The following is a 15,439-nucleotide window of genomic DNA, read 5'->3' on the forward strand; positions in this document are numbered from 1 at the left end:
AAAAAATGTTATATATTGTTGGATTGGGACCGGGCGACAAGGATTTAATGACCAAGGAATGCCTTGAAGTCCTTGGCCAGGCCGAAATTATTGTGGGTTACAAGACCTATATTGCCTTAATTGAAGACTTGATCGCAGGTAAGAAAGTTTATTCTACCGGCATGAAGGGTGAAATTGACCGTTGTCAAAAAGCCATTGAATTGGCTAAAGAAAACGATAAAGATATTGCGGTGGTCTGCAGTGGCGACTCAGGCATTTACGCTATGGCTGGTTTGATTTTTGAGTTATTGGCCAGTCAAGAAGAAGATATCCCAGTCAAGGTCATTCCTGGCCTCAGTGCAGGGATTGCTGGAGCAGCTAACCTTGGTGCGCCCCTAATGAATGACTTTTGCTTTATTAGTCTGAGTGACTTGATGACCCCTTGGTCCATGATCGAAAAGCGTCTCCATGCTGCTGCCCAGGGCGATTTTGTGATTTGCTTGTACAATCCTCGCTCTAAGGGCCGGCCCAAACACTTAGCCAGGGCCTTAGAGATTATTAAGTCCTATAAGGGCGGCGATATTGTCGTTGGAATCGTTAAGGACGTGGGCCGTAAGGAGGAAGAAACCATCATTACTACTATCGATGAGCTCGATGAGGAAGTCGTTGATATGACCACCACGGTGATTGTGGGTAATCGCTTTACCAAGGTTTACCAAAATTGGATGTATACCCCTCGTGGTTATGAAGATAAATATGGGATTTAAAGTGACTTGTTTAAGACAGTTTGCAGGAGAAAGGATGAGCTGATGATACTTCTATTTGGTGGGACTTCGGATAGCATAAAAATAATGGAGACCCTACTTGAAGGGGGTTGTGAGGTGACCCTTTCAGTGGCGACTAACTATGGCAAGATTTACTCTAAGCAATTTAAGGACCGGGTAATCCAAAGCCGGATGGATCAAGCCGAAATGGAGGCTTATCTTAAAGACCATGCCATTGACATGGTGGTGGATGCGACTCATCCCTTTGCTGACTTGGTCTCTAAGAACGCCATTGCTGCTGCTCAAGCGCTAGGAATTCCTTACTTACGTTTCGAACGTCCCTTATCACAAGCAGACCCTCGTATTCAGCAAGTGACTTCTTTAGCCCAAGCTTGTCAAAGTGCCGAAAGCTTGTGGCAAGAAAAAGGCCATGGTATTGAGGACCATATCTATCTAGCGACTGGGTCGAAGACGGTAGGTGATTTTGCCCAAGTCTTAGGGCCCGAGCGCTTAGTCGTCCGCGTCCTTCCGGTTGCTTCCGTGGTTAAACATTGTGAAGCAGCCGGATTGTCAGCTGAGCAAATCCACGCCATTAAGCCGCCTTATTCCAAGGCTTTAAATACGGAGCTCTATAAAAAGGTCAATGCTCAGATCATGATTACCAAGGAAAGTGGCCAGGCCGGTGGGATGGATGAGAAGGTTTCTGCTGCCTTAGACCGGGGCATGGATGTGATTGAAATTACCCGGCCCTATGTGGCTTATCCCAAAATGACCCATGACATCGATGAGGTCCTTTCCTTAAGCCGTCAATTATTAAGACAAGGGCAATCATCCTCAAGTGATGGCCACAGTAAGGAGAATCGTGATGACTAGCGGTAAAGTTTATTTAGTCGGCGCCGGCTTAGGCCGCTTAGGCAATCTCAGCTTAGCAGCCTATGATTGCCTGCAGAAGGCCGATATTATCTTTTATGATCGTCTCATTAATCAAAATCTACTGCAACTCGCCCCCAGTTCCTGCCTTCTGGTTAATGTTGGCAAAAAGCCTGGCAAACACTCTCATTCTCAGAAAGAGATTACCCAGCAACTGCTCCAAGCCAGCCAGGAATACCAAGTCATTGTCCGCTTGAAAAGTGGTGACCCTTATCTCTTTGGTCGGGGTGGGGAAGAAGCTATGGCCCTGTCAGAAGCAGGTGTGGATTTTGCAGTTATTCCCGGTATCACTTCAGCCATTGCAGGTTTAGCCTATGCCGGCATCCCGGCTACCTACCGGGATAAGTCAAGTTCTTTACACATCTATACCGGTCAGAGCCGAGCAGGGAAAACGGATTTAGATTATCAGGCCATTGCTGATAGCCAGGGAACGGCAGTCTTTTTAATGGCGGTTAAAGCCCTAGAAGCCATTGTTAGTGGCCTTATAGGAGCTGGCATGGACGAAAAGACCCCCATGGCAGCTATCGAGTGGGCAGGAAGGGCCCAAGAGCGCTATTTGGTCTCTGACCTAGGCCATATGCTTGATGATTGTCAAGCCGCTCAGATAAAAGCTCCTGCCCTCTTTGTTCTTGGGGAGGTAGTCACTGATCAGCAAAAGCTCGACTTCTTCAGTCAAGCTCCTCTTTTTGGACATCAGATTGCTGTGTCTGTACAGACGCCTCTGACCGATTGCCTGGCTCTGGAAGATTTGGGAGCTGATCTAATCTTTTATCCTTCAAAAGGAGCTCAACCTAGTCGAAAACAACTAGCCAAGGAGGCGCTAAAGGAGGCAGACATTATGATTAGTCAAGAGCCCATTAATCCTTGGCAGGATAACTTATCGACAGAAACCCTCCATTTCCACGGTAGTGTTGATGATTTTATCCACCATTTTAGTAAGCAATAAAGGAGTTCAATATGAAAAGTGCCATTTTACTAGTAAGTTTCGGGACCACTTTTAAAAAGACCCGTGAATTAACCATCGAAACTATTTATCAAGAGCTCAAGGCGGCCTATCCCGACTGGCCGGTTTATCAGGCCTATACTTCAAATATTGTAAGGAAACGTATCCAAGAACAAGAAGGCTTGACCCGGCTGTCCCCCTTAGAAGCCTTAGAGTCTTTAAAAGCTGAGGGCTACCAAAAAATCTACGTCCAACCCCTCCATGTGATTTCTGGCAGTGAGGTCGATAAGATTTACCAGGCCCAAAGAGAAACAGCAGACCAAGACTTCCAAGTGAATATTGCCCGTCCACTCTTAGATATCTATACAGACTACCAGGACCTGCTTTCAGTTTTGGACCAAGACATCCAAGACCTCTCCCAAGATGAAGTTATGGTTTATATGGCCCATGGGACCCAAGCGCCACAATTTACTAGCTATGTGACCCTCGATTATATGCTAGCCGATAAACCGGCTTATGTACGCTGTGTGGAAAGTTATCCCGAATTGGAGGAAGACTTTATCAAGGATTTACGGCAAAAAGGCGTCAAAACCGTCCACTTGCGTCCCCTCATGCTGGTGGCTGGGGACCATGCCCATAATGATATGGCTTCGGAGGACCCCGATTCCTGGCAAACGCAATTTGAAAATTATGGCTTCCATGTCATGATCCACTTGGAGGGTTTAGGAGAAGACCCAGCCATTCGTCAACTTTACCTTAAGCACCTGGGCGAATTGATGGAGGACGACCATGCCGGCTAAATTATATGGAATCGGCGTTGGGCCAGGGGATAAGGGCTATTTGACCCTAAAAGCCATTGAAAAGTTTAAGGCTGTCGATATTATTTATGTTCCTACCGGGAAAAAAGGTCAAGCCAGCTTGGCCTTTTCAATTGCTGAGCCCTATATTCCCAGCCATACTCCGGTAAAAACCTATCATTTTCCCATGACTAAGGACCAGGAAGTCAAGACCAAGCAGTGGGACCAAGTGGCGCATGCCATGGCCCAAGACCTTGACCAGGGCAAAAGTCTTGCTTTCCTAACCCTGGGAGACCCTTCAACTTATTCCACCTTTACCTACCTCGAAGAACGCTTAGGTCAGGATTATCCTGTGGAAGTGGTTGCTGGGATTACTTCATACCAAGCCATGGCGGCAGCCCTACAGCTGCCCTTGGTGATTGATGAGGAAAGTTTTACTGTCCTACCAGCGACAACATCTACTGACCTGATTCGCTTAAGTCTAAAATCGGCTGACACTATCGTCATTATGAAGATCAAACGCCATCTCAAGAAAATCCTAGCCCTTCTGGATGAAGAAAATCTCCGCGACCAAGCTTACATCATTAGCCAAGCCACTATGGAGGAAGAAAAGGTCTATGGTGACTTGAGTGACTGGCAAGGTGATGAGAGCATTTCTTACTTTTCCACCATGATCGTCCGGAAGTCAAAGGAGGCCTAACTTCATGGCTAAACATATAATGATCCAAGGGACCGCTTCCGATGTTGGTAAGAGCCTTATGGCAGCAGCTATTGGCCGAATTTATACTAATGAAGGACTGCGTGTCTTTCCCTTTAAATCGCAAAATATGGCTCTGAATTCTTATATTACTAAGACCGGGGCAGAAATGGCCCGGGCCCAAGTGGTCCAAGCTAAGGCCTGCCGCCGTGAACCCGATGTTTTGATGAATCCAATATTGATGAAGCCAAGCCAAGACGCCCAATCACAGATTATTATTAAAGGCCAGGTCTATGGGGACCTTGATGCGCGCGACTACCACGAGTTAAAGCCCCAATTAAAGCCCATGCTGAGAGAAGTCATGGACCAATTGGACCAAGAAAATGACCTGATTGTCCTAGAAGGGGCTGGGAGCCCTGCTGAAATCAACCTCAATGACCATGACATTGTCAACATGGGGATGGCAGAGATTGCTGATAGTCCGGTGGTCTTAGTGGCTGATATTGACCGAGGAGGGGTCTTTGCTTCGATTTACGGAACCATTGCCCTATTAAAAGAACAGGGTAAGCGGATTAAGGGCATTATTATTAATAAATTTCGTGGCGATGTTTCTTTGCTTGATCCGGGTATTGAGCAAATTGAAGCCTTAACGGGAGTCAAGGTGATTGGGGTGGTTCCCTACTTACCCCATGTGATTGAAAGTGAAGATTCCTGCGACTTACATATGGAGCAGACCAGCTATGATGCTTCTAAGGCCCTGGATGTCTGTGTGATTGCCCTGGAATGGATTGCTAACTTTACTGATTTGAATAGCTTATCGCTTTTTGAAGATGTTTCTTTGCGTTATGCTAAACAGGCTAAGCAAGTCGGGCAACCGGACCTGATCATTATTCCAGGAACTGCCAATCCTCCAAGAGCCCTAAAAGATCTAGAAGACCGGGGCTTGGCATCAGCTATTCAAGCAGCAGTATCTAAGGGCAGTCACTTGATTGCTTTAGGCGCAGGACAAACCCTTATGGGACAATCTTTAAGGGACCAAGATGGACATAGTTATCCCGCTTTGGGTATTTTCCCCTATCAGGCAAGCTTAACCGGGGCTCATGATGTTTACCAGTCCCACTGTCAAACAACTTGTCCCCTAGATGAAGCAGGGGGGGAGGACTATTCCTTAGCGGCTTATGAAGTGCGAACTTATACCATTCAAAGTCAGGACCCCTTAAGACCCTTTGCCCAGGTAGTCGAGAGAAACGGGGCAAGCTTTGTGGCTGAAGAAGGCTATTGCTTAGCTGGGGGACGTTTAATCGCAAGTAATTTACACGGCTTGTTCGATAATACTGCCTGGACCTATGCTTATTTACAGGCCTTGGCTGAGAAAAAAGGTGTCAAACTTCAAGGCCAGCTTCCCCAAACTTATGCAGCAGTGATGGAAGACCAATTCCAGGAACTCGCCCAACATGTTCTTAACCATATTGATAAGCAAGCATTAGACCGAATTATTGAAGGAGAAGAATAAAAATGGCAATTTATACACGAAGCGGTGACCAGGGGATGACCCGACTTTACGGAGGCCACAATGTTTCTAAGGCTTCTGACCGGGTAGGCACTTATGGGGCCATCGACCAGTTAAATGCCAGTGTGGGCTATCTGGCCGCCTTGGTCGATCCTAAATATGATCAGGTCCAAAACCAACTCCTGGCTATCCAACAAGATTTGTTTGATTGCGGGAGTGATTATGCTACCCTAGATCAAGAACGCCCCTATAAGGTAAAAAATGGTCTGGCTGACAAGTTAGAAGCCTGGATTGATGACTATACTGAAGCAACCCCCACCATTAAAAAGTTTGTCCTCCCCCGGGGCTGTCAGGCCGCTAGCTTTTGCCATATGCTGAGGACGCAGACACGGACCTTGGAACGCCAGCTGGTTCAATTTAGCCAAGTGAGCCAGGATTATAATCCCCAAGTTTTACCCTATATTAACCGTTTATCGGACTATTTCTTTAGCTTGGCCCGGGCTTTAAACCATTATGAGAATTATAGTGAGGTCGCCTATAAAAATAGTCGGGATATTTTCTCCCAAGGTAGTCTCGGAACAGAAGAGTTATAAAGGAGCTTAACCATGTATCCAGTCATGTTAGATATCAGTCACTGGTCAGTTCTCATCATTGGCGGTGGGAGGATCGCTGAGCGAAAATTACAGAGCCTTCTTAAGGAGGCGGGGCAAGTCACTGTCTTAGCCCCTCAAGTGACTGAGCAGATTGCCAAGTGGGCTAGAGAAGGCCACTTGCTATGGTTGAAACAATCCTACCAGGGCCCGCTGGATTTACATGGTTACCAGATGATCTTTGCCTGTACTGACCATTCAGAGGTCAACCAGGCTATTGCGGAAGATCTTGAGTCAGGACAATTGATCAACCAGACCGGAGACAAGCGAGCATCGAATTTCTTTAATATGAAAACCATTAATCATGAAGGCTACGTGATTGCTATATCCAGTCAAGGGCAGTCACCAGCAGGAGCTAAAGGCCTAGGAGAAAGTATTGCATCTTATCTGAAAGACAAGGAGAATCGGATTTGACCACTTATCGTATTGGAACGCGAAGCAGCCGGCTAGCCATGCAACAAAGTTTAGAAGTTATCAGGGCTTTGGAGGCCATTTACCCGCAGGATGAATTTCAATTAGTTAAATTATCCACTAAGGGAGACAAGGATAAGTCTTCCCCCCTATCTAAGATTGGGGGCAAGGGGGTCTTTGTCCGTTGGATTGAGCAGGCCCTAGTCCAAGGCCAGGTTGATTTTATTGTCCACAGTCTCAAAGATGTTCCTAGTGAATTAGCTAAAGGGACGGTCTTGGCCGCTATTCCTAAGCGTCAAGACCCTGGTGATGTGATTCTGACCGCTAAAGGTAAGGACTGGCGCGACTTGCCTGATGGCGCTAGGGTAGGAACAGGGAGTTTACGCCGCCTGGCCCAACTGCGCGCTCTAAGACCGGATTTGGAGATTGTCCATGTCCGTGGGAATATCGATAGCCGTTTGGATAAACTCGCTCGCGGCGACTTCCAGGCCCTGGTCCTCGCTACGGCGGGCCTTAGACGCTTGCAGCTCCTTGACTATCCTTTTGATTCCCAGCGTTTTAACCAAAAAGAAAGTAATAGTGACGCCCATATCCTCAACAATTATGAACTCCAGGCCCATGCTTTTAGTCTTGAAGAAATGATCCCGGCGGTTGGTCAAGGGGCCTTGGCAGTTCAATGTTTAAGTGATGATCATCAGACCAGAGAAGTTCTTCAGGCCATTGATGATCCTGAAAGTCATCAGGCAGTAGCTTGTGAGAGGGTCGTTCTCAAAGCCCTGGGAGCTGATTGTAATTATCCCGTAGGGGCTTATGCTCAGATTAAGGGCCAAGCGATCCAATTAACCGCTATGATTGGTCGTCAGGACGGCTTAGCCTTGGTTCGTAGCCAATTAGAAGCTCCGCTTGACCAAGCTTTAGAACTAGGTCAAGCAGTTTACCAAGACCTTTTGGACCAAGGGGCAGGACAGTGGTTAGGGCAAGGTGCCCCCAATGACTAGACTTCTATGGACAGCTTCCCGTTCTTTAAGCTCAAAACAGTTAGCAAGCTTAAAGCAAGCAGGCTACCAGGTGGACTGGTTGCCGGTCATCCAACTGGAGCCTCTGGACCAGGTTGACGCTCTGAGCCTTAGAGAGGGCGATGCTTTTTTCTTTGTCAGTCGCATGGCCGGTCAAGCCGCCTTTAAGCACTTACTCCCCAGTGAGGATTTAAGTCAGTATTACTATTTTTCCAGTAGCCAGCAAACGGGACGCTTCCTCAGCCAAAGCTATTCCATTGCTTGTCAGCCCCTGACCCAAGGGGGAACCAGTCAGGAGGCTTTTAGTCATCTAAAAGCGATGAAGGACCAGGGCCAGCTTAGAAATGGGCGGCTGATCGTGCCCATTAGTCCCAAAAGTCGGGGCAAGTACCAGTCCTTAGGCCAAAGCTACCTGCCTGACTTAAACATTCAAGAGTGGCTGGTCTATCAAAACCAAGTGAACTGGCAAGTGAGTCAGACTCTCCGAGCCCTTTTAAGTCAGGCTAGTCCTAAAGATCCCTTAGCCATCGCTATTGCCAGTGCCAGTGCCTGGCAGGCTCTGGTAGATATACTGACTCTAGCAGCCCTTGAAAAGCAGGGGGCTGCCTTAAAATTTTGGACAATCGGTCCCTTGGCCAGCCAAGCCATTCTAAAGACTAGCTCTCAAATTAAACCCTATCGTGAAGCCGACCAGTCTAATTTTGCTGGCCTAGTAGATAGCCTAATCGCTTATTCTAAATAAAAGCAGCCTAGCTTAAGGAAACTTTCCTCTTAAGCTAGGCTGTTTTTCATTATTATAAGTAGTCAGTTTTAAATAGTAGGTAACCAGTCAAGGACTTTTTTAATTTCTGGATCCCAGTAGTCCCAACCATGTTCACCAGGATTCTCATGGTAGGAGAGCTCTAAAACCTCGCCAAAGCGTTCCTTGAAGTGACGGTTTTGTTCGATTAAGTCATCTTCAGTCCCACAAGTTAAATAAACTTTGGGAAGGTCGATTTTATTATCAATGGCTTGTTGGACCAAGTAATAGATATCATTGTCCGTCTGAGCGGGAGACTCCTCGTCAAAGAGCATTTGATGTTCAAAAGGTGACTCGGGATCAGGTCCTTGGGCAAAGACATTGACCAGGTCGGTAACTCCTGATAGGCTGGCCACGTAGCCGTATTTTTCCGGATAGGTGAAGGCTGCTTTTAAAGCCCCAAAGCCACCCATAGAAGCACCAGCAATATAGGTATCTTCGCGTTTAGTCGAAACCGGCAGCATCGTTTGGATAATTTCGGGTAGTTCAACACTAATGAAATTGCTGTAAGGGTAACCAATGGCATTGTTGATATACCAGCCGCGGTGGGTAGTAGGTAAGACAATGACCAAGTCTAAGTCACGGGCATAGCGCTCCAGTGAAGTGAAACGGAGCCAACCATCCTCATTACTGGATAGGCCGTGTAAGAGATAGAGCACTCGGTAAGGGGGCTTTAAGCTTTGGCGTTTATCTTTTGGAGTCCGGGCGCAGTTTTGAGGGAAAATGATATTGACATGGACATCCATGCGCAAACTGTCTGAGTAAAGCGTGGTCTGTAAAAGAGTCATGGAAAAACCTCCTGAATATTTTCTTATGACCATTATAACGAAAAGCCCAGGTAAAGGCGATTGATCCGGTAGGCAGGCCTTGGTAAAACTTACCCGCTGTGATCGATTTCTTCAAATTAACCCCTAAACCTAGCTAAAATAAGTAAACTTGGTATAATGAAAGCATTGACAGAAGTAATGAAGAATTGGAGGATGAGTGATGAAATTTGTCAGCAATGAAAATTTTACCAATCATGTTTACTTAGTGGAGGCTGGTCAAGACTTGACTATGGTCGACCAGACCACACAAGACTATTTAAAAGAGCAACTGGACTTTAAGGGAGAAGCCAAGCAAGTCTATAGTTCATTGGGCCCTAATAGCCAAAAGCTAGTCTTAGTCGGTCTAGGCGAAAAGCCCCAACGCGATTCTTATGTACTGGCCGCTTTTCTAGCAGCTAAGGAATTAAAGGCTGCTAAGGTTGAAGAGGCTAATGTTTCTTTTGCATCGACTGACCGTGCTGCCCTTGAAGGAGTTATTGAAGGTTTCTTACAAAGCGACTATCGTTTTGACCGTTACCTCAGTGAAAAAAATACCAGTTCCCTAGCTAAGATTAACTTAGCTAAAAAGGTGGCAGACCTTGACCAAGTGGTTGCAGAAGTGACCCATTTAGTGGAAGGAATTAATGCCACTCGAGATTTGGTCAATACACCTTCTAACCATCTCAGCCCAGCCCAAATGGCTGACCAAGCCAAAGACTTATTAAGTGGACTTGGGGTAGAAGTAGAAATCTTCGATAAAAAACAAATTGAAGACTTGGGCATGGAAGCCCTCCTGGCCGTTAATGCTGGTTCGGTGAATGAACCCCGCTTCCTGGTAATGAACTACCTCCCTCAAGGCCCAGAAGAAAAGGCCATCGCCTTAGTCGGCAAGGGGATTACCTATGACTCTGGTGGTTACGCCTTAAAACCAGCTAATTCCATGATCGATATGAAGGATGACATGGCTGGTGCGGCTGCCGTCATTGGAAGTATTTACGCCTTAGCCAAAAACAAGGTCAATAAAAACGTTGTGGGTGTTGCCGCTATCACGGAAAACCTCGTTTCGGCGACTTCCTACAAAAATGGGGACATCATTGGTTCAATGAAAGGCACTACCATTGAAGTCTTAAATACCGATGCTGAAGGTCGGGTAACCTTGGCCGATTCGATTTATTATGCGGCTGCTAAGGTGAATAGCGAATGCGTGATTGACTTAGCCACCCTCACTGGTGCCTGCTTAGTGGCTCTCGGTGGACGGACAGCTGGGGCCATGACTAATAACCCTGACCTCTTAGAGGCAGTGGACCAAGCCGCTGATAGTGTCGGCGAACCGATTTGGCAACTACCTGCTCCAGAAGAATTACGGGAAGCTGTTAAGGGGACCAATGCCGACTTAAGAAACTCTACCGGACGCAATGGGGGAACCATTACCGCTGGGGTCTTCTTAGAACACTTTGTGGAAGGTAAGCCATGGGTTCACTTGGATATTGCTGGCCCTGCTTTCGGTGAAAAAGCCTACCGCTACCTCCCTCAAGGAGCAACAGGTGTTCCGGTCAAAACCTTATACCAATTTGTTAAAGGACAAGCGGAACCCAAGTAGGAGTCCATATTCCTTGCTAGTAATGGAGATAACTTAATTTAAACGAAAATCGGCCTCACTTAGCCTTAAATGGCTAAAGGGGCCGGTTTTATTTTGAACCTGACTGGGCTAAAGCTTTAAAAATGGGGATAAAGCGGTTAAAATTGAAGTAAAGCAAGTTTAAGGATTTAAGGAGGAGGATCTTCTATGGTAAAAATGATACTGGACTTAGATACAGGGGTTGACGATGCCTTGGCCATTGCCTATGCGTGTGCTTCAGCAGAAGTCGACTTGATTGGTATCACGGGGACCTATGGCAATGTGTTGATGGAAACAGGTCTTAAAAATGCCAGTCAGTTATTGGATTTATTTGGTCGAGGAGAAGTACCGGTTTATCCCGGTTTGGACCATGCTTCGGATAAGGAAGACTTCGAAGTGCAAGAGGTCTCAGCCCTAATCCATGGTAAAAATGGCCTGGGCGAGGTTGACCTGGGCGACCGTCCGGTAAAGCAAGGCTCTGAAAATGCAGTTGACTTTATCCTAAAAGCGGCTAAGGACTACGGCAAAGATCTAAAAATTGTAGCCACCGGCCCGATGACTAACCTGGCAGCCGCTATGGATAAAGACTTTGATAGCCTCGCCCAAGTCGGTGAGATTGTCATTATGGGTGGGGCCTTGACGGTTTGCGGTAATGTTTCGCCTTTTGCTGAGGCTAATATTAGCCAAGACCCCGCAGCCGCTGACAAATTATTCCGGTCGGGCTTACCAGTTACCATGGTGGGCTTAGACGTGACCTTGCGCACCCTCTTGACCTATAAGGAAACCCAAATTTGGCGGGACTTAGGCACTGAGGCTGGGGAAAAGATGGCTGATATTGTGGACTATTACATTAAATCCTACGAAGTCACCTCGCCCCACTTAAAGGGTTGTGCCCTCCATGACCCACTAGCCGTGGCGGTTGCCGTTCAAGAAGACTTAGTTGACTGCCTACCTTTAGCCATGAAGGTTGAAACTGAAGGCGAAAGTCGGGGACGGACTATTGGCGATAATGACCGTTTAAATGATCCCAATCCGAGTGTCCGGGTAGCCGTGGCGGTTGATGTGGACCGATTCTTAAATGAATTTATGACCCGTTTGACCCAGCACTTTAAAGAGCATTAAAAATAAATACGGTCCAATAAAATAAAAGTGCTAGTATCACTCTTAAGTCTTTTAAGAGGCTGATACTAGCACTTTTTAATTGCTTACTTATCTGAGTGAGCTCGATCGACCTAGCCTTTATCGGCTGATTCTTCTTCGTCGATAGTGAGTTGGTAATGTTCATCGCCGAGTTGATTGACCATGTATTTATCGATATAGGAGAGGGCTTTGATAAAGTCGGAGCCGGAAAATTCATGCTTACCGCCAGGAATCATTTCTAAATGGGCCTTGGGGAAAAGCTCGGCAGCCTTTTGGGCGTAGACTGGGGGAACGAGGACATCATCTTCCCCATGGACAATGAGAACTGGGCCAGGATAGGAAGTAATAATGTCTTCCACATCCACCTTAAGCATGTCTTCGATATAGTAACGGCTAACCGATACCCCCATGATATCAATGGAGTCAGGAATTTCTTCCTTGTCAGGGACAAAGTCGTGGACTAGGCTGGGCATATTGAAGGCGGGGTAGAGTAGGATCATGCCTTGGATATCCTCAGGGTGCTTAGCTGCCATCATAGTAGCCACGAGACCGCCCTGGCTATCTCCCAATAGGTAAGTTTGACTGGAGTCAATTGCTTTATAGTCAGTGAGCTTTTGATAGATTGCCTCCAGATCAGCCAGTTCAGTTAACACAGTCATATCGGAAAAGTCACCATCACTGCTATTTAGGGGAGCCCCACCGATAAAGTCAAAAACATAGGCGGCTACCCCACGTTTAGCCAAATGGGTGGCGTAAGGGGTGGTGGTGAGATCGGTTTGGTTAATCCCGTGGGCGAGAATGGTCAAAGGCCAGGATTCTTGGTCGCCCTTGGGCAAGAAGAGCTTACCGTGTATTTTAAAACCATCCCGTACGACATTTAATTCATATTGAACATAGTCCTCAGTCTGACTCAAAACGGTTAACTGGTCCAGTTCAGTCGTTTGGTCACTGGCTGGCTTTGTTTCATTCTTTTGATCAGTTTGTGGGGGCTTACTTGCTGTTTCTGCTTGGCCTTCCTGGCTAGCCTGCTTCGGGTCAGTGGAATCTGGTTTTTGACCACAGGCAAAGAGCAGACCGGTCATTAAGAGTAGGAGTAATTTTTTTATTGTCATCATGATCCTTCCTTATTTTTAATGCTTACGGAATAAGGCCCGCACACGTTTACGGTTATCCCGGCGAATATACTTGGCTGAAGTGGTCCGGTTCCCTAGGTAACTGATACTAGAAACGGTAAAAATAGCTAAACCGATAGCCACAGTACTCATAAAGGTCTCTAGCAATTGACTAGAAAACAAGTCAAAGTCGCGTTGAAAAAGATAGAGAGCAGTCCGGTAAAGTCCCCCACCAGGGACGATGGGAATAAAACCCGGAATGAAAAACAAGGTCACTGGTTGGTGGAAACGATTGGCTGCCCACTGGGACATCGCGGCAATGACTAGGCTGGCCCAATAAGAGGACCAGACTGGAGTCGAACCCGCTAGGACCTGGGTGAAGTAGTAGGTTAACCAGCCAAACATCCCAATCAAGGAGACTTGGAAAATCATTCTTTTCGGTACCTCAAAGACATAGGCGCAAAAAAAGCCTACGGTCAGTGAAAAAAAGGCATGGTAAAGAAATAAAGCAATCATATAAAGACTCCTTCTAAGATAAGAAAGGCGATGATTGAACCCAGGGCTAGACTGCCCGCAGTGAGAAGGGCTTCCACTAAACGGGAAGAGCCGGCGATGAAATCCTCGTGGAAAAGGTCACGGACAGCGGTGGTGAAGGGCGTTCCTGGCACTAGGGGCATGAGAGAGGCGATCACCACGGTTCCGCTGGCTAAATCAGGCCACAGATACATCTGAAATAGGTGGGGTAGGAGAGTGACGACACTTGCTTGAATGACATTGGTAAAGAAAGTCCCAAAATTAAAGCGGTTACCAGCTAGAAATAAAAGCGCCAAGACTAGGCCATTAATAGCTGCCGTTAAGCCTTCAAAGGGACCACCATCAAAAAGAAAGGTAAAGCAAAAAGTCATTCCCCATATTCCCAAGGCCGCACGGTTAGGATTATAGAGGTTACGTCCCGAACGAATGTCCAATAAGAGGGTATAAGTTTGGTCAATGTCTAGCTGACCTTGGACGAAATAATCAGTTATCCGGGTCACTTGCCCAATTTTATTGAGATTATTGCTGTGGCTGGTGATCCGTTTCACCCCCATATAAGCTCCGCTCTCAAATTTAGGATCGTCGATAATGGCCAATAAATTGGTTGAAAAAGAACAGCCGACCGCAAAAGCCGCCTGGGAAAGACTAAGAATCTTATTCATGGTATCTTCTACCCGATAAGATTCTGCCTGACTTTCACACATAATTTGTCCGGCAAGTAAGGCTAATTCTAAGAGTTTTTTGACTTGCTGTTGCCCCATAGACATCACTTTCTAATGGTATTTGCCCTTGTGCTTGGCAGAGGTGAAGTGGCCTGATCCGATTACTAGTATCATTCTTTTAGTAAGTTAGCAATCACTTGGGCGACCCCATCTTCTTTGTTACTAGGTGCTAGGTAGTTTGCCTGGTTTTTGACCAATTGACTGGCATTAGCCATGGCATAAGAATATTTTACCGGGTGGAACATGGAAATATCATTATGAGAGTCGCCGATGGTGAGTATTTCATCGCTTTGATAGCCTTTAGACTGGGCGTAGGCCATTAAAGCATTGCCCTTAGTGGCATCACGCTGGGTAATTTCTAAATTATCAGGTCCAGAAGAAGAGACCGCTAATTCCGGATGACTATCAAAATGCTCAATAAATTGTTGGAGAATAGCATGGTCTTCAGAAAAGACCATGACTTTTAAGGCAGGCTCATTTTCTCCATTAATATAGTCTTTAATATCACGGATATAATTGGTATCAAAGATAAATTGGGCCGCGCTTGCCATGGCCTTGGGATCGCCCTGGCTGATGGCTTTAATTTGGTCGGCGAAAGTTTCCGGATTATAGAGATAGTATTGGTTTTGGGTCATAATGGAATAATTAATGCTGTAATAGTTAAAGTAATCCAGCAGTTCACTAAGGAGTTGTCCGGAAAAATATTTTTGCTGGCTGGCTTGACCATTAATATCAGTAAAAACTGCCCCATTTAAATTAATCATCGGGCAGCGTAAGTCTTGCATATCTAGTAAAGGTTGGGCTGAGTGATATCCCCGTCCGGTAGCTACCATAAACTCAATTCCCTGGTCATTTAAGTCCAATATCGCCTGGCGGTTAGCATCAGAAATGACATGGTGGTCATTGAGTAGGGTCCCATCCATATCAGTGACAAATAGTTTAATCAAGTAAGTCATCCTCCTTTGTCAAAATCCGATTCTTTGCCCCTAGTATAGCAGAAGCGCCTCTGAC

Annotated in this window: 17 protein-coding genes; 12 read left to right on the forward strand and 5 right to left on the reverse strand. The window is 46.4% G+C overall.

Annotation, left to right across the window (positions count from 1 at the left end; all coding sequences use genetic code 11):
- Positions 1-5 precede the first annotated feature (5 nt).
- From cobJ to AWM73_RS01365, 10 genes are read left to right on the forward strand one after another with little or no spacing between them, the layout of a single operon-like run.
- A complete protein-coding gene (gene cobJ, locus AWM73_RS01320) occupies positions 6-746 on the forward strand; it encodes a precorrin-3B C(17)-methyltransferase (RefSeq protein WP_060777728.1) in 741 nt (246 codons plus the stop codon).
- 42 nt (positions 747-788) lie between these two features.
- Positions 789-1,616 carry a precorrin-6A reductase gene (gene cobK, locus AWM73_RS01325; RefSeq protein WP_076340203.1) on the forward strand — a complete coding sequence of 276 codons (828 nt, stop codon included), beginning with the start codon at positions 789-791 and terminating at the stop codon, positions 1,614-1,616.
- Positions 1,609-2,619: a uroporphyrinogen-III C-methyltransferase gene (cobA, locus tag AWM73_RS01330; protein ID WP_060777730.1), complete on the forward strand. Its 1,011-nt coding sequence runs from the start codon at positions 1,609-1,611 to the stop codon at positions 2,617-2,619. Before cobK ends, cobA begins: the two co-directional genes overlap by 8 nt.
- A gap of 11 nt (positions 2,620-2,630) precedes the next feature.
- Positions 2,631-3,416: a sirohydrochlorin cobaltochelatase gene (locus AWM73_RS01335; RefSeq protein ID WP_060777731.1), complete on the forward strand. Its 786-nt coding sequence runs from the start codon at positions 2,631-2,633 to the stop codon at positions 3,414-3,416.
- On the forward strand, positions 3,406-4,113 hold the full coding sequence (cobI, locus tag AWM73_RS01340) for a precorrin-2 C(20)-methyltransferase (protein ID WP_060777732.1): 708 nt from the start codon (positions 3,406-3,408) through the stop codon (positions 4,111-4,113). The genes AWM73_RS01335 and cobI overlap by 11 nt, the downstream gene beginning before the upstream one ends.
- Positions 4,114-4,117: 4 nt before the next feature.
- Positions 4,118-5,623: a cobyric acid synthase gene (locus AWM73_RS01345; RefSeq protein ID WP_060777733.1), complete on the forward strand. Its 1,506-nt coding sequence runs from the start codon at positions 4,118-4,120 to the stop codon at positions 5,621-5,623.
- Positions 5,624-5,625: 2 nt separating this feature from the next.
- A complete protein-coding gene (locus AWM73_RS01350; RefSeq protein WP_060777734.1) occupies positions 5,626-6,213 on the forward strand; it encodes a cob(I)yrinic acid a,c-diamide adenosyltransferase in 588 nt (195 codons plus the stop codon).
- Positions 6,214-6,225: 12 nt separating this feature from the next.
- Positions 6,226-6,684 (forward strand): precorrin-2 dehydrogenase/sirohydrochlorin ferrochelatase family protein, encoded by a 459-nt coding sequence (locus AWM73_RS01355; RefSeq protein ID WP_060777735.1) that lies wholly within the window; start codon positions 6,226-6,228, stop codon positions 6,682-6,684.
- Positions 6,681-7,679: a hydroxymethylbilane synthase gene (hemC, locus tag AWM73_RS01360; RefSeq protein WP_060777736.1), complete on the forward strand. Its 999-nt coding sequence runs from the start codon at positions 6,681-6,683 to the stop codon at positions 7,677-7,679. The genes AWM73_RS01355 and hemC overlap by 4 nt, the downstream gene beginning before the upstream one ends.
- Positions 7,672-8,439, forward strand: a complete 768-nt coding sequence (locus tag AWM73_RS01365) for a uroporphyrinogen-III synthase (protein ID WP_060777737.1) — start codon at positions 7,672-7,674, stop codon at positions 8,437-8,439. The genes hemC and AWM73_RS01365 overlap by 8 nt, the downstream gene beginning before the upstream one ends.
- Positions 8,440-8,507: 68 nt before the next feature.
- On the opposite strand, the gene AWM73_RS01370 is transcribed toward AWM73_RS01365, so the two are convergent.
- Positions 8,508-9,284 (reverse strand): alpha/beta hydrolase, encoded by a 777-nt coding sequence (locus tag AWM73_RS01370; RefSeq protein ID WP_060777738.1) that lies wholly within the window; start codon positions 9,282-9,284, stop codon positions 8,508-8,510.
- A 199-nt stretch (positions 9,285-9,483) separates the two neighbouring features.
- Between AWM73_RS01370 and AWM73_RS01375 the strand changes: the two genes are divergently transcribed.
- Together AWM73_RS01375 and AWM73_RS01380 are read left to right on the forward strand one after the other, a co-directional pair.
- On the forward strand, positions 9,484-10,902 hold the full coding sequence (locus tag AWM73_RS01375; protein ID WP_060777739.1) for a leucyl aminopeptidase: 1,419 nt from the start codon (positions 9,484-9,486) through the stop codon (positions 10,900-10,902).
- Between the two features lie 186 nt (positions 10,903-11,088).
- Complete coding sequence (locus AWM73_RS01380) at positions 11,089-12,042, forward strand: nucleoside hydrolase (protein ID WP_060777740.1); 954 nt, start codon at positions 11,089-11,091, stop codon at positions 12,040-12,042.
- A 110-nt stretch (positions 12,043-12,152) separates the two neighbouring features.
- Here the strand turns inward: AWM73_RS01380 and AWM73_RS01385 are convergent, their stop codons facing one another.
- From AWM73_RS01385 to AWM73_RS01400, 4 genes are all read right to left on the reverse strand, one after another.
- A complete protein-coding gene (locus AWM73_RS01385) occupies positions 12,153-13,172 on the reverse strand; it encodes an alpha/beta hydrolase family protein (RefSeq protein WP_060777741.1) in 1,020 nt (339 codons plus the stop codon).
- Between the two features lie 18 nt (positions 13,173-13,190).
- Entirely contained in the window at positions 13,191-13,688 is a 498-nt protein-coding gene (locus tag AWM73_RS01390; RefSeq protein ID WP_060777742.1) for a threonine/serine exporter family protein, read from the reverse strand.
- The gene (locus AWM73_RS01395; protein WP_060777743.1) at positions 13,685-14,467 is read right to left on the reverse strand and encodes a threonine/serine exporter family protein; all 783 of its coding nucleotides are present in this window, start codon (positions 14,465-14,467) and stop codon (positions 13,685-13,687) included. Before AWM73_RS01395 ends, AWM73_RS01390 begins: the two co-directional genes overlap by 4 nt.
- A gap of 71 nt (positions 14,468-14,538) precedes the next feature.
- Positions 14,539-15,384 carry a Cof-type HAD-IIB family hydrolase gene (locus AWM73_RS01400; protein ID WP_060785013.1) on the reverse strand — a complete coding sequence of 282 codons (846 nt, stop codon included), beginning with the start codon at positions 15,382-15,384 and terminating at the stop codon, positions 14,539-14,541.
- Positions 15,385-15,439: the final 55 nt, after the last annotated feature.

The sequence above is a fragment of the Aerococcus urinae genome (genome assembly GCF_001543175.1).
GTDB classification, from domain to species: Bacteria; Bacillota; Bacilli; order Lactobacillales; family Aerococcaceae; genus Aerococcus; species Aerococcus urinae.